Origin of the sequence: Streptomyces sp. TLI_185 (genome assembly GCF_003814765.1) — a bacterium.
GTDB lineage: Bacteria > Actinomycetota > Actinomycetes > Streptomycetales > Streptomycetaceae > Streptomyces.
Genome location: NZ_RKRB01000001.1, coordinates 7,866,672 through 7,887,776 on the forward strand (window position 1 = coordinate 7,866,672; position 21,105 = coordinate 7,887,776).

Here is a 21,105-nt window from a genome sequence, read left to right on the forward strand (position 1 = left end):
GGTCACTTGAGGGCCCCCAGGGTGACGCCGGTCCGCCAGTAGCGGCGCATCGCCACCATCATGATCGCCATCGGCACGATGGACAGCAGCGCGCCGGTCAGCACCAGACTGGTCAGGTCCACTCCGGACTCGAGGCGTTTGCCGGACCAGTTGTACAGGCCGATGTTGAGGGTCCAGTTGTTCTCGCCGCGCAGAACGGTCAGCGGGAGGAAGAAGGCGTTCCAGGTGTTGACGAAGGCCAGCAGGAAGACGGTGGCCCCGCCCGTCGTCATCATCCGCAGCACGATGCTGAAGAAGATCCTCAGCTCACCGGCGCCGTCGATCCGGGCCGCCTCCAGCAGCTCGTACGGGATCGTGGCCTCGGTGTAGACCTTGGCGAGGTACACGCTGAACGGGTTGATCAGGCAGGGGATCAGCATCGCCCAGGGCGTGTCGACCATGCCGATCTGCGAGAACAGCAGATACAGCGGCAGGGTGAGCAGCGCGATCGGGATCAGGAACGAGCCGACCACACACGCGAACACCAGGTTCCGGCCGGGGAATTCGAAGCGGGCGAGACCGTAACCCGTGGCGAGGGCGAGCAGGGTGCCGCCGAGTGAGCCGACCCCTGCGTACAGGAGGGAGTTGGCGGTCCAGCGCAGGAAGATGCCGTGCTCGTAGGTGAACAGCTGGCGCAGGTTGTCCCAGAGGTGCCAGCCGGAGAACCACAGGCCGTTGCTCTGGTAGAGGCCGACGCGGTCCTTGGTGGCGGCGACCATCAGCCACCACACGGGGAAGAGGCTGTAGACACTGGCCAGCGCCAGGCCGACGAGGAGAAAGCGCTGGCCGCCGCGGGAACGGGCCGCCGGGTCGGGGCGGTTGAGGCGCCGGACGGCATACGGCTTGGTGCGCTCTTCGGTGAGCGTCATCAGTCCGCCTCCTTTGCGGTCAGCCGGTAGAAGAGGAAGGAGGCGACGCCGAGGATGAGGGCGAGCAGCACCGACAGGGCCGCGGCGTAGTGGTAGTTGCCGGCGTTGAACGCCTGGTTGTAGATGATCATGATCGGGGTGAAGCTGTCGCTGACCGTCTGCGGGGTGATGTTCCGGAACAGCGCTGGCTCGTTGAAGATCTGGAGCATCTGGATGATCGAGAGCATTCCGGTCAGCACCAACGCGCCCCGTACGAACGGGATTTTGATGCTGAGCGCGATCCGCCCCTCGGAGGCGCCGTCGAGCCGCGCCGCCTCGAACAGCTCGCGCGGGACGCCCCGCAGCGCCGAGTAGATGATCACCATGTTGTAGCCGACACCGTGCCAGGTGAGCAGATTGCCGATGGACGGCCACACCATCGACGGCGCGAAGAAGTTCCAGTCGAAGCCGAACACCTTGCCCAGCGGGGTCAGCGGGCCGACGTCCGGGCTGTACAGGTTGATCCACACGAGCGCGGCGACCACGCCGGGGATCATGTACGGCACCAGGAGCAGGATCCGGAACCGCCCGGCGACCTTCGAGGTCAAGGTGTCCAGGAACAGCGCCAGTACGAGGCTGATGAGCAGCATCACGGGGATCTGCACGCAGGCGAACAGCACCACCCGCAGCACCGAACCCATGAACGCCGAGTCGGTCAGGCCGTGCTGGTAGTTGTCCAGCCCGGTGAACTTCTGCGTCGAGCCGCCGAGCCCCAGCCCGGACTGCTGCTCGCGGTACAGCGACTGGTAGACCGCGTAGCCGATCGGGAGCAGATAGAGGAAGACGAAGCCGAGCTGGAAGGGCACCGTGAAGGCGGCACCCTTCCAGCGCAGTGAGCGAATCATCGGTTCTCGCCCCCGGCCTCTAGCCCTTGACGCTGATGCCGCGGGACTTCAGGTCCTTGACCGTCCAGTCCTGCATGTGCGCCAGCAGATCGGTGACCTTCTCCTGCTTGCCCACGACCTTCGCCCAGCCGGCCTGCATCTCGGTGAACATGGCGGTCCAGTCCGGCCCGAACGTCCAGTCCGTGGTGATGGTGTTCAGGCTGTCGGTGACCACCTTCCGGGCGGGCTGGTAGTTCTTGCCGAGCAGCTTGTCGGAGACCGCCTCACCGACGTACGAGTTGGAGTCGGCGAGCGCCGGCATCACGCCGTTGCCGGTCGTCGGGCTCGCCATGGTCTTCACCGCGCCGGCGTCGGTGGACATCCACAGCGCGGCCTCGGCGGCCTGCTTGACGTCCTTGCACTGCTTGGTCACCAGCGTCACGCTGCCGGTCAGGTTGGTGCCGGCCGGCGTCTTGGCGGCCTCGCCCTGGTACGTGGGCCACGGCGACAGCGCCCACTTGCCGAAGGACTTGGTGAAGTTCTGCACCATGCCGGCCATCTGCCAGGTGGAGATCTGCCGGGTCGCGGTTCCGCCGTTGTCGTAATTGCGCTGCACGGCCGCGTAGTCGGCGAAGGACAGCTTGGAGTTGAGGTCGTTGTCGATGATCTCCTGGATCACCTTCGCGGCCTTCAGGGTGCCCGCGTCCTGGAAGTCGACCTTCCAGGAGTTGCCGTCGATCGCGTACCAGTGGGCGCCGGCCTGCATGGCGAGCACCTCCAGGGTGCTCGGGTCCTCACCGGCGTAGTTGGTGATCTTGATGCCGTGCTTCTTCAGGACCTTGCCCGCGGCGATGAAGTCGTCCCAGGTGGCAGGGGTCTTGATGCCGTACTTGTCGAAGATGTCGGTGCGGTAGATCGTGAAGTTGGGCGCGGAGCTGGTCGGGACGCCGTAGCTCTTGCCCTGCACCTGCGCGCTCGCCCAGGAGCCGGAGTTGAACTTGTCCTTGCTCGACGAGACGTACTGGCTGATGTCGGCGAGCGCGCCCTGCGAGACCCAGCTGGTCACGTACTCGGCGGTGTTCTGCACCAGGCAGGGCGCGTTGCCCGCCTTGACCGCGTTGGTCAGCTGCTTCTGCATGGTGAGCTGGTCGGTGACCTTGGTGTACTTGAGCTTGACGTCCTTGTGCGAGGCGTTGAACGCCTTGGCGACGGCTTCCTGACCGTTGGCCCAGCCCCAGAAGGGGAGGGTGACCGGGCCCGACGACTTGGCGTCGTCCCGGGAGTCCGATCCGCCGCAGGCGGAGAGCAGACCTGTGAGTGCGAGTCCCGCGACAGCGGCGTGGGCGAACCTTCTCCGGGGGCTGGTGAAGTTCATCTGACCGTGTTCCTTCGGAAGTTGGGCGTCTGGGAACGAGCGGACGGCGGCTCGGTGCAGGCCGGGAACGGCGGCCGGAATCCGTCGGCTCGCGGCTGAGGGGGGTCGGCCAAGCGGAAGCTGTAGTAAGCGGTTGCCGCGAAGGTAGGCCGATAGGTCCGGCCGTAGCAAGGGGTGTGCGCGAACTTCTTACGTCAGCCAGAGAGAAGGGCAGGTAGGCGACGGAAACCGGTTACGAAACGATCGCTTCGTGAGTGGAGCGTCAGCGCCTGGTGGAGGGTGGCTGTACGGAGTTTCGTACGACGACATGGGTGCCCAGCACGAGATGGTCGCCGTCGGTGCCCTTGCGGCGGCCCGCGCCGCCCTCGCGCCGGTCGGCCACCGCGCGCAGGGCCACCCGGCCCATCTCCTCGTACGGCACGTGCACGGTGGTCAGTTGGGGTGTGAGCTGGGAGGCGAGCGGGATGTCGTCGTAGCCGACGATCGAGACGTCCTCCGGCACGCGCAGCCCGGCCGCGCGCAGGGCCTGCATGGCGCCCGCGGCGACCACGTCCGTGCCCGCGAGCACGGCCGTGAAGTCCGGCGTCTCGTGCAGGGCCGTCTCGACGGCGCTGTACCCGTGCTCGTCGTCGTACGGCCCGTGCCGCACCATGCCCGGGTCGAAGGGCACGCCGTACGCCTCGAAGGCCCGCTCGGCACCCCTCAACCGGCCCTGGGCGGTGGTGAGTTCGGCGGGACCCGGGAGCAGCAGGACCCTGCGGTGCCCGGCCGACAGCAGATGGCTGGCCATCGCGTAGGCACCGCCCTCGTTGTCGTAGTCGACCGTGGTTGCCGGGACGTCGCCCTCCAGGGGCGGCCTGCCCACCAGGACGAGATGGGAGCCTGCCGCGTCGAGGGAGCGGGCGAAGCGGGCCATGCGCAGCTGGTACTCGTCGTAGTCGTAGGCGCCGCCGAGCAGCACCACCGCGGCCACGCCCTGCTGGCGCATGAGGTTGACCAGCGCGAGCTCCCGTTCGGGGTCGTCGCCGGTGGTGCCGACCAGGGACAGCCAGCCGCGCAGGGTTGCGGCACCCTCGACTCCCTTGGCCACGTGGGCGAACGCGGCGCCGGTGATGTTGTTGATGAGGATGGCGACCGTCGGGGTGCCGCCCCCGGCGAGGGAGCGGGCGTGCGCGTTGGTGACGTAGTCCAGGTCCCGTACGACCTTCATCACCCGGCGGCGCAGGTCCTCCGACACGGGGTAGTTGCCGGACAGGACGCGCGAGACGCTCGCGACGGAGACCCCTGCACGCTCCGCCACGTCGCGGATGGTGGCCCGTCCGGCGTCCCCGGACGCCTTGCGCTGACTCACCGTTGCGGCTCCTTCACCTCAAGAACTCCCCATGCCGGACACCGAGAGGGTGCGTCTCTGGGCAACCCGGGCGAGGTCTGCTGTCGGCCGCGCCCGGGAGGGGCGCGGGGCTGTTTTGATATGCGGCTCCGCCGCGTGTGCGCGACCAGCCACGACGACGCCGCAGCCGGTCGACAGCCACATCCCCCGCGACGGAGCCGCACATCCGCACGGCCCGCGGAGCGCACCGTGCGGAAACCGTATCCCATTGTTTCCCCGGGGTGCGGGGCTGTGGATGACCGGGTGGAGCGGTACTCGTGGCAGGCGGGCCGAGAGCCGCTGCCCGAACCCCGGCCGGGCCGCGGCACCGCCCCTCACGCGACCCGCGCCAGGTCCGAGTGCCGTACCTCGTGAGCCGGTGGCAGGCCCGCGGCCAGGCGTTCCAGTTCCTCCACGACGATTCGGCCGAGACGCTCCAGCTCGTTGCCGAGCGAGCCCGCGATGTGCGGGGTGAGGAAGACGTTGGGCAGGCGGTAGAGCGGGGATCCGGCGGGCAGCGGCTCCGGTTCGGTGACGTCGAGGATGGCGTGCAGCCGGCCGGAGACCAGCTCGTCGGTGAGTGCGTCGGGGTCGACGAGGGCGCCGCGCGAGGTGTTGATCAGGACGCCGCCGTCCCGGATCAGCGCGAGCCGGGCGGCATCCAGCATGCGGTAGGTCTCGGGGATGTCGGGGGCGTGCAGCGACACGATGTCGCTGTGCCGCAACAGGTCCTCCAGCGGCAGGAGTTCGGCACCCAGGGCGGCGGCCGTGGCGGGGCTGACGTAGGGGTCGTGGAGCAGGAGCGTGAAGTCGAACGGCCGCAGCAGCTCCAGCAGCCGGCGGCCCACGCGTGAGGCGCCGATGATGCCGATCCGGCGGCCGACGTTGCCGGTGTGCGCGGTCTCGGCGTCGGTCGGGTAGGCGTGGGTGGTGCGGAAGCGCTCGCGGTGGGTGAAGGTGTCCTTCCCGGCGAGCAGGATCATCGCGAGGGTGTACTCCGCGACCGGCAGGGCGTTGCCCGTCACCGCGCTGGACACCGTGATCCCGCGCTCCCACAGGGCCTCGCCGACCAGCGAACGCACCGAGCCCGCGGCATGCAGGACGGTGCGCAGCCGGGGCGCCGCGGTCAGCACACCGGCGTCGAGGCCGGGGCAGCCCCACCCGGTGATCAGCACTTCCGCCCGGGCGAGGGTCTCCGCGGCCGCCGGGTCGGCGAAGTCCCGTACGACGAACCCGGGATCGAGGTCGGACGCCTGCTTCAGCCGGGCCATGAGCGGCGGGGGGAAGAGCAGCGGGAGGTGCACCGGGTCCATCGCGAACACGGCCCTCGGCGGCTGGGGGTTGGGCATGGCTCTCCTGAACGCTGGACGACTTGGCTGGACGGGATGGAAACAGTTTCAGAAAGCGCCTTCTACCGTAGATCTGCGGTGAAGCGGTGGTCAATCGCCGGGAAGGGTGGTGTGTGGGCGGCCTTCTCCGGCGGGGTGCGGCCCTTGATCTGGCTCTGGGGCGAAATCGGTTACTGCGATTTCCAGATCAAGGTCACGCCGCGAGTGGGGCGCGACAACCGGTTGTCGCTCTGACCAGCACCGTAGCCACTTGAACCCCATGTATCCGGCGGTCCCACTGTTTTCGAAAGTTCGTCATGCCTCTTGACGTGCCGTGCTCTCCGACGGAAGCTCCGTGACACCGCGCAGCAACCGGTTCCCGAAACATTCGCACGCCGCATCCATCCCCGTCGCGTGCCCCGACTCCCGTCATCCATCTCAGCGAAGAGAGTGGGTAGTTCATGCACTCCCAGGCCGGTGCTCCCGTGAGCCGCCGCCGCTTTCTCGCCCTCTCGGCGGGCGGCGCCGTGGGTGGTGCGGCCGCGCTGAGCGGCTGCGCCCTGCAGGTGTCGTCCGGGGTCAGCGGCTCGGGTGAGAACGTCACCGTGATGGTCAACTCCGGTGACATACTTCCGGAGCAGGTCAAGCAGGCTCAGAAGGACCTGGGCATCAAGATCGCCCTGGTGAAGTTCGACGTCACCAAGCTGATCGCGATGCTCACCAGCGGCAACCCGCCTGACCTGGTGCGCGGCGTCGGCGCGGTGGACGCGCCGTTCTATGCGGCGCGGGACGTGGCCGAGAACCTGGACCCCTACTTCGCCCGCAGCAGCATCCTCAAGCCCGACGACCTGGACCCCGTCAACGACCTGTGGCGGTTCGACGGCCGTACGCAGGGCAAGGGCCCGCGCTACGGCATGGCCAAGGACTTCTCCCAGGACTCCATGTTCTGGTACGACACCGCGGCCTTCGACAAGGGCGGCGTCGGCTACCCGCCCGAGACCGAACCGGTCACGTACGAGGAGTGGCTCGACAACGCCAAGCGCCTCGTGCAGCGCAAGAACGGCCAGACGACCGTCTTCGGCGGCAGCTTCAACGGCCTGACCCGGTCCACCCTGCTGGCGACCATGACGGCGTCCGCCGGCGGCAGCCTCTTCAGCGACGACTTCTCCCGCGTCGACTTCACCACCCCCGAGGCCCGCAAGGCCCTGACCTGGTACATCGACTACTGCAGGACCAAGGTCGGACCGAGCCTCATCCAGCCCGACCCCAACGGCTGGGACGGGCCCACCTACCAGGCCGGCCGGCTGGCCATGTCGAACGCCGGCTACTGGATGGGCGGCATGATCTACCCCGACAAGAAGCTGGCGCCGGTGTCCCGCCTGGCGCCCGCCCCGGTCTTCGCGGGCGGCCCGCGGATCAGCGCCTGCCAGGGCGGCACGGGTCTGTGGATGCCGCGCAGGGCGAACAACAAGGACGCGGCCTGGCGGGTCTTCGAGTGGTTCTTCGGTGAGGAGCCGGCCAAGGCACGCGCGTCCGGCGGCTGGGGCATCCCCACGCTGAAGTCGCTGCGTTCCCTGATGCCGGACCAGGAGAAGTACCAGAAGCGCGTGCTGAAGGTGCAGAACAACGAGCTGAAACACTTCTCGGTCGTCTCCTTCACCCCGTACACCAGGGCGGACGCGATCGACGCCCTCTTCAACCAGATCGCCCCCGCCGCGATGAACGGCCAGATCTCCGTCGACACCCTCGCCGGACGCCTGAACTCGGCCATCAACGAGCAGATGAAGCGCGGTAAGGAGCAAGTGGGATGACCGTCGACCAGATCTCCTCCGTCGCGGACCGGCCCGGCGCCGCCGCGAGCACCGGACGCGCACCGGCCGCGGCCAGGTCGCGGACCTCCATGACCGCCCGCCGGCACCGGGCGTTCTACATGTTCACCTCGCCCTGGATCATCGGTTTCCTGCTGCTGACCATCACGCCGATGGCGTACGCCCTGTGGCTGAGCTTCACCACGTTCGACGGCATCTCGCCCCACTGGCGCTATGTGGGACTGGGCAACTACCGCGAGCTGCTGAACGATTCGGTGACCTGGGACGCGCTCGGCCGCGCGGGTCTGTTCGCGGTGACCTCGGTGCCGTTGTCGATCATCGCGGGGCTCGCCCTAGCCGTCCTGATCAACCGGCCCGTCAAGGCACGCGGTGTGTTCCGCACTCTGCTGTATCTGCCCGCGGTGGTGCCACCGGTGGGCGCGGGTCTCGCCTTCAAGTCGCTCTTCGACCCGAACTCCGGCGCCGCCAACGGCGTCCTGACGTTCTTCGGGTTCGACGCCGTGGGCTGGCTAGGCGACCCCTACGCCCGCTACGTACTGCTGATGACGGTGCTCTGGGCCGCCGGAAACGTCATGATCATCTCGCTGGCCGGCCTCCAGGACGTACCCCGGGAACTCCACGAGGCCGCCCGCATCGACGGGGCGAGCGCCTGGCGCACCTTCCGCAGTATCACCGTGCCGCTGCTGTCACCCGTCCTGCTCTTCCAGACGGTGACCGGCATGATCGCCTCGGTGCAGACCATCATGCCGCTGCTGCTGGCCCCGCTCGGCGACACCAGCGGCATCACCACGGTTCCGCAGTCCAACTACCTGTACATGATGCACGTCTTCGCGCAGTACTTCGCGCTCGGGCGCTACGGATACGCCTCCGCACTGCTGTGGGTGCTCTTCGTCCTGATCCTCATCGCCACCGGACTCATCTTCAAGTTCACGTCCGGCGTGGTGTTCTACAACGTCGACCCGGAGGCGAAGAAGTGACCGCCACCAGCCTGCCGCCCAAGTCCCTGAGGAACGACCTGCGCGTGCGGGTGCGCACCAAGCGCCTCGTCCTCTACACGGTCCTCGTCTCCGTCACCGGGCTGTTCCTGGGTCCGTTCGGCTGGCTGGTCCTCTCCGGCCTGAAGACCCAGGGCGAACTGGCCGCCTCGCCCGTGCACTGGCTTCCCGACGTCTTCCAGTGGCACAACTTCGCCGACGCCTTCACCCAGATCGACTTCCTCGGCTACGCCCGCAACTCCCTCATCATCTCCCTCCTCTACGCCACGCTCGTCACCGTCAGCTCGGCCTGGGTCGGCTTCGGCTTCGCCCGGCTCGACGCGCCCGGCAAGAAGGTGCTGTTCGGTGTCCTGCTCGGCTCGATGATGCTGCCCCAGATGGTCACCCTGCTGCCGACCTACCTCATCTTCGCCAAGGCCGGCATGGTCGACACGTACTGGCCGTGGGTGCTGTGGGGCCTGTCGGCGGCGCCGTATCTCGTCTTCCTCTTCCGGCAGTTCTTCGCGGGAATGCCGCGCGAGCTGGAGGAGGCCGCGATCGTCGACGGCTGCGGATACATGTCGGTCTTCTGGCGGATCTTCCTGCCGCAGTCCTGGTCCGTGCTGTCCGCGGGCTTCATCATCTCCTTCACCTGGACCTGGGGTGACTACATCGCCCCGCAGCTGCTGCTGTCCACCGACCGCACCACGCTCGCCGTCGCCGTCATGACCACCTACGTCAACGAGGGCGGCGCGCCCGTCCCCCAACTCCAGGCTGCCGCCTCCGTCATGTACGTCGTCCCCATCCTGCTGATCTTCCTCGTCGCCCAGCGCGGTTTCGTCGCCGGGATGTCCACGTCCGGCCTCAAGTAGCCCTCGCTGTCCCGCCTGTTCAAGGAGCCACGTATGAACACGCCCCTGTCCCGCCGCACCGCGCTCCAGGCGGCCGGTGCCACCGTCCTCGCCGCCGGACTCACCAACCTGACCGCCACGGCGGCCCGTGCCGACGACGCGAGCGACAACTCGGCGCCGAAGCTGGTCACTTACCCCCGCCCGGCCACCATGCCGACCAACACCAGCTTCAAGGTGCGGGTGCGCACCGCCCCCGACGGCGACTGGCAGACGCTCGACATCTACCGGCCGCAGCTGGAGGAGATCAACGCGACCACCGGCTCCGGCAAGGTCTACAACACCTCGATGGTGTACTTCGACTTCCAGGGCTCCGTCGAGATCGAGGTCACCTACCTCAAGGGCGGCACCACCAAGGCCCGGGTGAGACCGGACTCGCTGGGCATCAGGCCCGAACTCGGCGGCGACACCCTGGTGTTCACGCTCGACGAGCCGAAGGACGTCGTCGTCCAGATCAACGACGAGATCTTCGACTGTCTGCACGTCATCACCAACCACATCTGCCCCAACCCGCCCTCGGCAGACGACCCGGACGTCATCTACTTCGGTCCCGGTGTGCACACCGTCAGCGGCAACGTCCTCACTGTCCCCAGCGGCAAGACCGTGTACCTCGCGGGCGGCGCCGTCCTGCAGGCACAGGTGTTCTTCAAGAACGTCGAGAAGGCCGCCCTCACCGGCCGCGGGATGCTCAACGCCGGCCCCGGCGGCATCCTCTGCGAGGGCAGCAAGAACATCCGCGTCGAGGACGTCATCATCATGAACCCGAACGGCTACGCGGGCACGTTCGGCATGAGCGAGAACGTCCACGTCAAGAAGGCGCGTTCGTTCAGCTCGAAGGGCAATGGAGACGGTTTCGACGTCTTCTCCTCGACCGGGATCACCTTCGACGGCTGTTTCATGCGCAACTCCGACGACTGCTTCGCCATCTACTGCCACCGCTGGGACTACTACGGCGACACCCGCGACATCACCATCCAGAACTGCACGCTGTGGGCCGACGTCGCGCACCCGATCAACGTGGGCACGCACGGCAACACCGACAACCCGGAAACGCTCGAGAACCTGGTCATCAGGAACATCGACGTCCTCGACCACCGCGAGCCGCAGATGAACTACCAGGGCTGCATCGCGCTCAACCCCGGCGACTCCAACCTCATCAAGAACGTACAGATCGAGGACGTGCGCATCGAGGACTTCCGCTGGGGCCAGGTCATCTACATGAAGGTGATGTTCAACCCGAAGTACAACACCTCGGTGGGCCGCGGCATCCAGGACGTCTACGTCAAGAACCTCAGCTACACGGGCACCCACGCCGAGCCGTCGCTGTTCCTCGGCTACGACGCCGAACACGCCATCGACAACGTCACCTTCGAGAACCTGGTGATCAACGGGGTCGTCGTCGCCGACTCGATGAAGAAACCGAAGTGGTACTACACCACCGACGCCATCCAGTGGTTCTACAACGAGCATGTGACGAACCTGAAGTTCCTCACGACCGCCGAGGCCGAGGCGGCCGCCGCGTCATGATCACCCCCGCGACCAGCCGCCGGGGCTTCCTCGGCGGCGCGGCAGCCCTGCTGCTGGCATCGGGTACGAGCGGACTGCTCGTGCCGACCGCCGCCCGGGCCGCCGACCGGAACGACACCGGTTCCAGAGCCTTCACCCACCCCGGCCTGCTGCACACCGCCGACGACCTGGCCCGTATGAAGGCCGCCGTCGTCGCGAAGCAATCCCCGGTCTACGACGGCTACTTGGCGTTCGCGGCGCACGCCCGCTCCTCGGCCTCGTACACCATCCAGAACACGGGCCAGATCACCTCATGGGGCCGCGGCCCCACCAACTTCCAGAACCAGGCCGTCGCCGACTCGGCCGCCGCCTACCAGAACGCCCTCATGTGGGCGGTCACCGGCAACCGGGCGAACGCCGACAAGGCCCGCGACATCCTCGACGCCTGGTCGGCGTCCCTGACGGCGATCACCGGCGCGGACGGTCCGCTCGGCGCGGGGCTCCAGGCCTTCAAGTTCGTCAACGCGGCCGAACTCCTGAGGCACAGCGACTACGACGGCTGGGCGCAGGCGGACATCGCCCGCTGTGAGCGGTCCTTCCTCGACGTCTGGTATCCCGCCGTGTCCGGCTACATGCTCTACGCCAACGGAAACTGGGACCTGACCGCCCTGCAGACCGTCCTGGCCATCGGCGTGTTCTGCGAGGAGCCCGTGCTCTTCGAGGACGCCCTGCGCTTCGCCGCGGCCGGCGCCGGCAACGGCAGCATCCCGCACCGCATCGTCACCGACGCCGGTCAGGGCCAGGAGGCAGGCCGCGACCAGGGCCACGAACAGCTCGCCGTCGGCCTGACCGGCGACATCGCCCAGGTCGCCTGGAACCAGGGCGTCGACCTCTGGGGCTTCGAGGACAACCGCATCCTCGCCAACTTCGAGTACGCCGCCCGCTACAACCTCGGCGGCGACGTCCCCTTCACCCCCGACCTCGACCGCACCGGCAAGTACATCAAGAAGACGGTTTCCGCGACCGCCCGCGGCAACCTCCCGCCGATCTACGAGATGGCCTACGCCCACTACGCCGGCGTCCAAGGCCTCGACACCCCGTACACCAAGGCCGCCGTCTTCCGTGGCACCGGCGGTGCCCGCGTCGTCGAGGGCAGCAACGACGACGTCCCCAGCTGGGGCACCTTCGCCTATGCGGGCGCGACGGCCACCTCGTCGACGGTGCCGAAGGCTCCGGCGGGCGTCACCGCGGTCGGCGACGGCAGGTCCGTCACCGTGAGCTGGCTGCCGTCCGCGTGGGCGAGCACGTACACCGTCCGCCGGGCCACCAAGCCCGACGGCCCGTACGAGGAGATCGCCACGGGGCTCGACAAGCCGACGTACAGCGACGGCGACGCGCGCCCGGGACGGACGTACTACTACACGATCACTTCTGCCAACTCCCAAGGCAGCAGCGGCGATTCACGCACGGTCTCCGCCGCCGGCGGCCTTCCCGCCCCCTGGTCCACCCAGGACCTCGGCGACGTGAAGATCCCCGGTTCCGCCGCCTTCGACGGTGAGCGCTTCGTGCTGGAGGCGAGCGGCACCGCCGACAGCTACCGCCTCGCGCACCTCCCACTGCCCGGCGACGGGACGGTCACCGCGCGGATCGTGTGGCCGCTCAGCTCGCAGTACTCCAAGATCGGCGTCACCCTGCGCGACTCGCTCGACGCGCCCGCGGCGCACGCATCCATGCTGATCCAGGGGCTGCCGCTGCACACCTGGAGCGGCGTGTGGAGCGTGCGGCCGACGGCGGGTGCCGACGTCTCGGCGACCGGCAGCACGCCCGTCCCGCCGTCCCAGCAGGACGCGATCACGGTGAACGCGGCCTTCCCGATCTCCCGTCTCGGCACCCTCCCGGAGTCCGCGACCCCGCTCGTGGCCCCGTACGTCGAGGGCGCGGGCGACGGCTACCGGCTGCGGGCGCCGTACTGGGTGCGGGTGACGCGCAAGGGCCGCCGCTGCACCGGTGCGATCTCCCCGGACGGCATCCGCTGGACTGAAGTAGGCTCCACCGAGGTCGAGTTGGGACACACCGCTTACGCCGGTCTCGTCCTCACCTCCTGCCTCGGCGTCGACGAGGACTATGCCGAGACCGGCACCGGAGCCTTCGACAACGTCACCGTCACGTCGGCCTCGGGCGAGGTGTGGTCGGTGTCGCGCCCGGCCGCTGTCGCCACCGGCCTCGCGGCGACCGCCGGCGCCGACGCCGTCGAACTGGCCTGGACCGACCCGGACCTCTCCGCCCGCTACAAGGTGCTGCGCTCCACCGACGCCGACGGCCCGTACCACACCGTCGCCACCGGCATCGGCCCCGTCGGCTTCGGCACCCGCATCCGGTACGCCGACGCCACGGGCACGCCCGGCACGACGTACCACTACGTCGTGGCGAAGACCAACGCCGCAGGCCACGGCCCGCTCTCGGAGTCGGCGACGGCACCCATGCCGACCCCCGGGCCACCCCAACTCACCTCCTCCGCAACGGCGTTCGCAAACCAGGGCGTCCCCTTCCGGCACCTCCTGCGTGCCTCGCACGAGCCCATACGCTTCACCGCGGACGGGCTCCCGGACGGCCTGCGCCTCGACAGACGCACCGGTCTGATCTGCGGAACCCCGAACGAGACCGGTCAGTTCACGATCACCACCACCGCGGGCAACGTGGCCGGAGACGGCACCGGCACCCTCGCCCTCACCGTCGGCACACCCCCGCCCGGCCCCTGGACCTACGGTGACCTGGGTGACGTGATCCTCGACGACCGTGCCTACGGGACGTTCGGCGTGGTCGCGATCCGCACACCGGGGAGCACGTCCTACGACGGCGGGACCTTCACCGTCCGCGGCGCGGGCGTCGACCTGACCGTCAACAACCAGGGAATGACAGGGCAGTTCGTACGACAGCCCGTCACCGGCGACTGCACGGTCACCGCCCGGCTGGTGTCCCGCACCGGAGCCACCGCCGACCGGGTGGGCCTGCTGATGGCCAAGTCGCTGTCCCCGTTCGACCAGGCCGCCGGAGTGATCGTCACCGGCGGGACCTCCGTGCAGCTGATGCTGCGCAAGACCGTCGCCGGTGCCTCCGCGTTCTCCGGCACCGCGACCGTGCAACTGCCCCTGCTGCTGCGGCTGAAGCGCGCCGGGACCGCCTTCGCCGCCGCGGTCTCCACCGATGACGGCGCCACCTGGACCGCCCTCGCCTCCGGCGAGATACCCGGCTTCGGTGACGCCCCCTTCCACGTGGGCCTGGTGGTCTGCTCGCGCAGCCCCATGGCCCTCGGTACCGCCCAGTTCGAAGAGGTGAGCATCACCCCCGACTGATCCCCCCACGGATTGGAGTCGCACAAGATGAGCCGCATCTCCCCCCACCAGAGCCCTGATCAGGGCGAGTTGAGCCGCCGCGGTCTGCTGAGGACCGCGGGCGGTCTCACCGCCGCACTCGCCCTCGGGGGCTCCGCGGCCGCGCTGGCGGGTCCCACCGCCGACGCGGCACCGGCGACCTTCACCCACCCCGGCATGCTCCACAACGCCGGAGACATCAACCGCGCCAAGGTCAAGGTTGCCGCGAAGGCCGACCCCTGGCTGTCCGGCTGGAACAAGCTGACCGCCAACTCCCACTCGCAGTCCTCCTGGACGCCCAACCCGCAGGCCACGATCATCCGCGGCGGCACGGGCGAGAACTACGGCATCCTCTACAACGACATCGCCGCCGCCTACCAGAACGCCCTGCGCTGGGTGGTGGGCGGCACGGCAGCCAACGGCGACACCGCGGTGAAGATCCTCAACGCCTGGTCGTCCACGCTGACCACCCTCACCGGCAACGCCGACCGGTTCCTCGGGGCCGGGATCTACGGCTGGGAGTTCTGCCAGGCGGCCGAGCTCATGCGCGGCTACGCCGGGTTCGACCTCGCCGCCTTCCAGAAGATGATGGTGGGCGTCTTCTACCCGCTCAACAACAGCTTCCTGACCAACCACAACGACGCCTGCATCACCAACTACTGGGCCAACTGGGACCTGTGCAACATGGCCTCGATCATGGCCATCGGGATCCTCACCGACAACGCGGCCAAGTACGACCAGGCCGTGAACTACTTCAAATCGGGTGCTGGCAACGGCTCCATCGCGCACGCGGTCCCCTACCTGTACACCGACTCCGACGGCTACGACCTCGGCCAGTGGCAGGAGTCCGGCCGCGACCAGGGGCACACCATCATGGGCATGGGCCAGATGGGCGCCCTCTGCGAGATGGCCTGGAACCAGGGCGACGACCTCTACTCGTACGACAGCCGCCGCTTCATGAAGGCCGCCCAGTACGTCGCCAAGTACAACACCGGCCAGGACGTGCCCTACACCACCTACACCTGGGGAACGGGACAGAACTGCGCCCAGTCCTCCCAGACGGTGATCTCCTCCGGCTCCCGCCGCCAGATCCGCCCGGTGTGGGCGATGCTCCACTTCCACTACAACCGGCGCCTGTACCTCGACGACAAGTACATCTCGGCCATGTACTACGACCTCGTCGCCCCCGAGGGCGGAGGAGGTGACTACGGTTCCACCAGCGGCGGCTACGACCAGCTCGGCTTCGGCACCCTGATGTACGCCAAGTAGTCGCCGAATCGCGCTCTGCACCGGAATACCGGGCCGATCTGTGGTGCTCTGGTGTTACCGGTGCAGGAGCGCGGTGAGGAGGCTGATGGTCGTATGACGGCAGCAGTCCAGGCAGACCCGGTGGTGAGCACGCCGTACGGGGCCGTACGAGGCCGGTACCAGCACGGCATCGCGGTGTTCCGGGGCGTCCCGTACGCCGCACCTCCCTTCGGCCCCCGCCGGTTCCGGCCGCCCGTGCCGCCCGAGCCCTGGGACGGCGTGCGTGACGCGGGCGCGTTCGGGCCGACACCGCCGAAGCCGCCGTACTCCGAGGCCTTCGAGAAGTACCTGTCCGACCCCGTCGTCCCTGGTGACGACTGCCTCAATCTGAACGTGTGGACGCCGGAGCCGGGCCCCGGGGCCCGGCTCCCGGTTCTGGTGTGGCTGCACGGCGGCGCCCTGACCAGGGGATCATCCGCGGTTCCCGTGTACGACGGGCGTAACTTCGCCCGGGACGGAGTCGTCCTCGTCTCGGTCAACTACCGACTGGGCGTCGAGGGCTACGGACTCTTTCCGGACGCTCCCGCCAACCCCGGCCTGCGCGACCAGCTCGCCGCCCTGCAGTGGGTGCACGAGTCGATCGAGGCCTTCGGCGGCGACCCCGACCGGATCACCCTCGCCGGCCAGTCCGCGGGGGCGATCAGCATCGGCGCCCTGCTGGCCGCCCCGCAGGCGCAGGGGCTGGTACGGCGGGCGGTCCTGCAGAGCGGGCCGCCCGAGGCGTTCGAACGGGACAAGGTACGGCGCATGGTGCGCCGCATGGCCACCCGCCTGAAGATCCCCGCCACCGCCGCGGCCTTCGCCGACGTCGACCGCGAACTGCTCCTGCGCACCCAGGCCGACGTGGGCAAACTCAGCAGCCCGGTGCTCGGCGGCCCCTCCTTCGGCATCGTCATCGACGGCGACATCGTGCCGCGCGACCCCTTGGAGGCCCTGGTCGACGGCGACGCGGCCCGGGGCGTCGACCTGATGATGGGCTGGACCAGCGACGAGTACCGCCTGTGGCTCGTCCCCGGCGGCCTCGTGGAACGCGTCAACCGGCTCGGCGCGGTCGCCCTCGCCGGCGCCATGGCCCGCTGCCACTGCAACACCGAGGTACCCCGCGGCTACCGAACCCTGCACCCCGAGGCCGGCACCGCCGAGATCGTCGGCCAGATGGTCACCGACCACCTGCTGCGCCTCCCCATGCACCGGCTGGCCGACGCCCGCCCCGGCACCTCGTACGTGTACGAGTTCGCCTGGCCCTCCAACCTCCCCGACCTCGGCTCCTGCCACGCCCTGGAACTCGGCTTCGTCTTCGACACCGGCGACGTACCGGAATCGCGCAAACTGGCAGGTGAGGGCGCACCTCAGGAGCTGGCCGACACCATGCACACGGCGTGGGTGCGGTTCGCGGCCGACGGGAACCCCGGCTGGGAGCCCTGGGACCCCAGGCATCCGGTGCGGATCTTCGACGCGGGCGAGCCCCGCACCGTCCACGGGCCGCGGGACGCCGAAATCGCGCTGTGGACCGCCGACGCCCTCAGGACTCCGCCATCCACACCCGCATCGGTCCCGGTCGACGGCTCGCCCCTGCGCAGCACGGAACTGCGGTCCGTCGTACGGCGGCTGCGTCTGCCCGGCTCGGTCCGCCGGCAGTGACCACCGGGCGTGGCTACCGCCGCGCTGCCGCCACCGAGTCCCGCACCACCACATGCGTCCCCAGCAGCAGATGCTCGTCCGGAGCGTCCGCGGTGCGGCCCAGGGCGGTACGGACGGCGAGACGGCCCAGTTCCTCGTACGGGACGTGCACCGTGGTCAGGGCGGGATGCAGGTCACGGGCGAACGGGATGTCGTCGTAACCGGCAAGGGAGACATCACCCGGGACGTCCAGGCCCGCCTCGTGCAGAGCGGTCAGGGCGCCGGCCGCGACCATGTCGGTGGTGGCGACCACGGCCGTGAACTCCAGCCCGTCCTTGAGGGCTTCGCGCATCAGCCGGTGGCCCGCGTCACGGGTGAAGTCGCCGTGCAGGAGCAGCGCCGGGTCGGGCTCCAGGCCGCGGGCGCGATGGGCGGCGAGATAGCCGCGCTCCCGCCCCTGAGCCGTGGTGTGGTCCGGTTTGCCGCCGAGGAACAGAATCCGCCGGTGGCCCTGGGAGAGCACATGGGCGACCAGGGCGTGGGCGCCGCCCTCGTTGTCGTACTCGATGACCGTGACGGGCGCGCCGGGCCCGAGCGGCGGCCGGCCGCACAGCACCAGCCGCGACCCCGCCGACGCCAGGGAGTCGGCCATGCGGCGGGTGCGCTCGCGGTACTCGGCCGTGTCGGCGGCGCCACCCACCAGGATCACGGCGGCGGCGCGCTGGGCCCGCATCATCTCCACGAACTCCAGCTCGTGCTGCACGTCCCCCTCCGTGCTGCACACCAGGCACAGATGCCCGAGCCGGGTCGCCTCGCGCTCCACGCCGTACGCCATGTGCGCGAACGACGGCCCCGTGATGTCCTCCAGCACAAAGGCGAGAGTGGGCGTCCCGACCCCGGCGACAGCCTTGGCCCGCGCGTCGGCGACGTAATCCAGCTCCCGCACGGCCCGCATCACCCGGCCACGGGTCGCCGAACTCACCGGATAAACCCCGCCGAGCACCCGCGACACCGTCGACGCGGACACCCCCGCCCGGGCCGCGACATCCCGAATCGTGCTCCGGCCCGCGTCCTCACTCTTCCTCGTCACCCGACCCCCCACCCCTGGACAACAGCGGAAACCCTACGGCAACCGGTTGCCACCGGCGAGGGGAAGCTCCCCTTCAGGGGCGCGGGGCTGTGTCAATATGCGGCTCCGCCGCGGTGGGCGCGAGCAACCACAACGAAGCCGCAGTCGCGAGCCGACAGAAGCCCTACGGCGAAAAGGCGAATCGCTCAGCCGGCGGAGCCATTCAGCACCGCGGCGATACCCGCGATGGCCGAAGGCCCCACCCTGCAGCACCCGCCAATCAGCCGCGCCCCGGAGGCACGCCACCCGGACACCTGCTCGGCGGTGAAGGAGGAGCTCCCTGCCCAGGCACGCGCCTGCGCATCCCAGGCCTCCCCACTGTTGGGGTAAACGACGACAGGTTTGCCAGTGACCCGGACGGCAGTCCGAACCGCCCCGTCCACGTCCTCCGGCGCAGAGCAGTTGACGCCAACAGCGATCACCTCGTCCACATCGGCCGCAAGGCCGAAGGCCTCCTCCAGTGGCTGGCCGGCCCGAGTCCGTCCGCCCTCGACGGAGTAGGAGAGCCACGCGGGCACCCCCAGCCCGCGAACCGCCCGCAGCAGCGCCGCCGCCTCGTCGGAATCCGGCACCGTCTCCAGCGCCAGCACGTCCGGACGTGCACCGGCCAGCACCTCCAGCCGCGGCCGGTGGAACCGCTCCAGTTCCTCGACGCTCAGCCCGTACCGCCCCCGGTACTCGGAGCCGTCCGCGAGCATCGCCCCGTACGGGCCGACGGACGCGGCCACCCACAGCGGCCGCGCGACCCCCTTCGCCTGCGCCTGCCGCGCCGCCTCGCGCGCCAGCTCCACGCTCAGGGAGAGCAGTTCGGCGGCCTTCTCCCGTCCGATCCCGCGCCCCGCGAACCCCTCGAACGTTGCCTGGTAGCTCGACGTGATCGCCACGTCCGCGCCCGCCTCGTAGTACGCGAGGTGCGCCTCGGTGATCGCCTCGGGCCGCTCTGCGAGCAGCCGCGCCGACCACAGTTCGTCGCTCAGGTCGTGCCCGGCGGACTCGAGCTGGTTGGACATGCCGCCGTCGAGCACGACGGTTCCGGAGGCGAGGGCTTCGGCGAGAGTGGTGTTGCTGGTCATGACATGACGCTAGTCGACGTGCCCGTGAGAGGCCGGTTGTGTCCAGTACATGAACAGGTTGCCCACCATGTGGGATACCGGGTTACGATCACGCCCTTCCCCGTCCCCGCTCCACCTCCTGGAACCGCCATGACCGCCCCCAGCCCCGCCGAGGCCGCGGACCCGTCCGCGCCCAACGAACCCGCGGCGAAGCCGACTCCCCGCCGCACCTTCGGCCCGGCCGCCGCCACCGCGCTCGTGATGGGCAACATCATCGGCGGTGGCATCTTCGCCCTGCCGGCCGCCGTCGCCCCGTACGGCACGGTGAGTCTGCTCGCGTTCGTCGTGCTGTCGGTCGCCGCGGTGCTGCTCGCCCTGCTCTTCGGGAAGCTGGCCCGGCGCAGCCCGGTCACCGGCGGGCTGTACGTGTACCCGCGCGACGCGTTCGGCCCGTTCGCCGGGTTCCTGTCGGCCTGGTCGTACTGGACGATGTGCTGGGTCAGCATCGCCGCGCTCGCCGTCGCGGTCGTCGGCTACGTCGACGTCCTGATCCCCCTGCACGGCAACCACGCCCTCGAAGCGGGCGTGGCCCTTGCCGCGCTGTGGCTGCCTGCGGCCGCGAACTTCGCCGGGACCCGCTGGGTCGGTGCGGTCCAGGTGGTGTCGACGATCCTGAAGTTCGTGCCGCTGCTGCTCGTCTCCACGATCGGGCTCTTCTTCGTCGACGCGGACAACTTCGGCCCGTTCAACGCCTCCGGCGAGAGCACGCCCGGCGCGCTCGCCGCCGCGGCCGCCCTGCTCCTCTACAGCTTCCTCGGCGTCGAGTCGGCCGCCGTCAGCGCGGGCGAGGTGGAGAACCCGGAGCGCACCGTCGGCCGGGCGAGCGTGCTCGGCACTCTGGGCTCCGCGCTCGTCTACCTCCTCGGCACGGTCGCCGTCTTCGGTCTCGTCCCGCACGACAAGCTGGTGAAGTCCGGGGCCCCCTTCGCCGACGCCGTGAACGCGGTCACCGGTGGCTCCTGGGGCGGCACGGCCATCGCCCTGGTCGCCGTCGCCTCGATCACGGGCTGCCTCAACGGCTGGATCCTGATGGCCGCGCAGATGCCGTACGCCGCCGCGCGCGACGGCCTCTTCCCGGCACCGTTCGCCAAGGTCGGCAAGGGCGGGGTGCCCGGCTTCGGGGTCTGGGCCGTCACCGTCCTCGGCACGCTCCTGATCGCCCTGAACTACACGGCGGGCCCCGACACCACCTTCCGCGTCCTCGTCCTGATCACGACCTTCACCGGCTGCGTGCCCTACCTTCTGTCAGCCGCAGCGCAGCTGTACTGGCTGGCCCAGGGCACCCGCGAGCTCGTCCGCCCGGCCGGACTCGCCCGCGACCTGATCGTCGCCGCCCTGTCCTTCGCGTTCTCGTTCTGGCTGATCGCGGGCGCCGGTTACGCGGCCGTCTACCAGGGCGTGCTGTTCCTGTTCGCGGGGATTCCGGTGTACGTGTGGCTACAGGGGCGGAAGCGGGAACCGGCGGGGGAGACGTCCGCGCTGTCCGTGTGAGGCGGTGAAGCGGC

General features: G+C 69.5%; 15 protein-coding genes. 8 read left to right on the forward strand and 7 right to left on the reverse strand.

From position 1 onward, the window contains the following. Window positions 1–2 precede the first annotated feature (2 nt). The 5 genes from EDD92_RS36240 to EDD92_RS36260 form a co-directional block, all read right to left on the reverse strand. Window positions 3–908, reverse strand: a complete 906-nt coding sequence (locus EDD92_RS36240) for a carbohydrate ABC transporter permease (RefSeq protein ID WP_123968207.1) — start codon at window positions 906–908, stop codon at window positions 3–5. After that, window positions 908–1,792, reverse strand: a complete 885-nt coding sequence (locus tag EDD92_RS36245) for a carbohydrate ABC transporter permease (RefSeq protein ID WP_123968208.1) — start codon at window positions 1,790–1,792, stop codon at window positions 908–910. Before EDD92_RS36245 ends, EDD92_RS36240 begins: the two co-directional genes overlap by 1 nt. Window positions 1,793–1,811: 19 nt before the next feature. Next, a complete protein-coding gene (locus tag EDD92_RS36250) occupies window positions 1,812–3,146 on the reverse strand; it encodes an ABC transporter substrate-binding protein (protein WP_123968209.1) in 1,335 nt (444 codons plus the stop codon). Between the two features lie 262 nt (window positions 3,147–3,408). Beyond that, entirely contained in the window at window positions 3,409–4,497 is a 1,089-nt protein-coding gene (locus tag EDD92_RS36255; RefSeq protein ID WP_123968210.1) for a LacI family DNA-binding transcriptional regulator, read from the reverse strand. 353 nt (window positions 4,498–4,850) lie between these two features. Next, window positions 4,851–5,864 (reverse strand): hydroxyacid dehydrogenase, encoded by a 1,014-nt coding sequence (locus EDD92_RS36260; RefSeq protein ID WP_185124235.1) that lies wholly within the window; start codon window positions 5,862–5,864, stop codon window positions 4,851–4,853. Window positions 5,865–6,304: 440 nt separating this feature from the next. On the opposite strand from EDD92_RS36260, the gene EDD92_RS36265 reads away from it, so the two are divergent. From EDD92_RS36265 to EDD92_RS36295, 7 genes are all read left to right on the forward strand, one after another. Next, the gene (locus EDD92_RS36265) at window positions 6,305–7,654 is read left to right on the forward strand and encodes an extracellular solute-binding protein (RefSeq protein ID WP_123968211.1); all 1,350 of its coding nucleotides are present in this window, start codon (window positions 6,305–6,307) and stop codon (window positions 7,652–7,654) included. Further along, window positions 7,651–8,649 (forward strand): carbohydrate ABC transporter permease, encoded by a 999-nt coding sequence (locus EDD92_RS36270; RefSeq protein ID WP_123968212.1) that lies wholly within the window; start codon window positions 7,651–7,653, stop codon window positions 8,647–8,649. The genes EDD92_RS36265 and EDD92_RS36270 overlap by 4 nt, the downstream gene beginning before the upstream one ends. Continuing rightward, window positions 8,646–9,518, forward strand: coding sequence for a carbohydrate ABC transporter permease (locus EDD92_RS36275; protein WP_123968213.1), 873 nt, complete (start codon window positions 8,646–8,648; stop codon window positions 9,516–9,518). The genes EDD92_RS36270 and EDD92_RS36275 overlap by 4 nt, the downstream gene beginning before the upstream one ends. 33 nt (window positions 9,519–9,551) lie before the next feature. Next, window positions 9,552–11,081 (forward strand): glycosyl hydrolase family 28 protein, encoded by a 1,530-nt coding sequence (locus EDD92_RS36280; protein WP_123968214.1) that lies wholly within the window; start codon window positions 9,552–9,554, stop codon window positions 11,079–11,081. After that, a complete protein-coding gene (locus tag EDD92_RS36285) occupies window positions 11,078–14,413 on the forward strand; it encodes an alginate lyase family protein (protein ID WP_123968215.1) in 3,336 nt (1,111 codons plus the stop codon). The genes EDD92_RS36280 and EDD92_RS36285 overlap by 4 nt, the downstream gene beginning before the upstream one ends. Before the next feature lie 27 nt (window positions 14,414–14,440). Continuing rightward, the gene (locus EDD92_RS36290; RefSeq protein WP_123968216.1) at window positions 14,441–15,700 is read left to right on the forward strand and encodes an alginate lyase family protein; all 1,260 of its coding nucleotides are present in this window, start codon (window positions 14,441–14,443) and stop codon (window positions 15,698–15,700) included. A gap of 93 nt (window positions 15,701–15,793) precedes the next feature. Beyond that, a complete protein-coding gene (locus EDD92_RS36295) occupies window positions 15,794–17,380 on the forward strand; it encodes a carboxylesterase/lipase family protein (RefSeq protein WP_185124236.1) in 1,587 nt (528 codons plus the stop codon). Window positions 17,381–17,393: 13 nt separating this feature from the next. On the opposite strand, the gene EDD92_RS36300 is transcribed toward EDD92_RS36295, so the two are convergent. Together EDD92_RS36300 and mmuM are read right to left on the reverse strand one after the other, a co-directional pair. Beyond that, window positions 17,394–18,449: a LacI family DNA-binding transcriptional regulator gene (locus EDD92_RS36300; protein WP_123968217.1), complete on the reverse strand. Its 1,056-nt coding sequence runs from the start codon at window positions 18,447–18,449 to the stop codon at window positions 17,394–17,396. A gap of 185 nt (window positions 18,450–18,634) precedes the next feature. Beyond that, window positions 18,635–19,561, reverse strand: a complete 927-nt coding sequence (gene mmuM / locus EDD92_RS36305; RefSeq protein WP_123968218.1) for a homocysteine S-methyltransferase — start codon at window positions 19,559–19,561, stop codon at window positions 18,635–18,637. Window positions 19,562–19,690: 129 nt separating this feature from the next. On the opposite strand from mmuM, the gene EDD92_RS36310 reads away from it, so the two are divergent. Continuing rightward, the gene (locus EDD92_RS36310; RefSeq protein ID WP_123968219.1) at window positions 19,691–21,091 is read left to right on the forward strand and encodes an amino acid permease; all 1,401 of its coding nucleotides are present in this window, start codon (window positions 19,691–19,693) and stop codon (window positions 21,089–21,091) included. Window positions 21,092–21,105 lie beyond the last annotated feature (14 nt).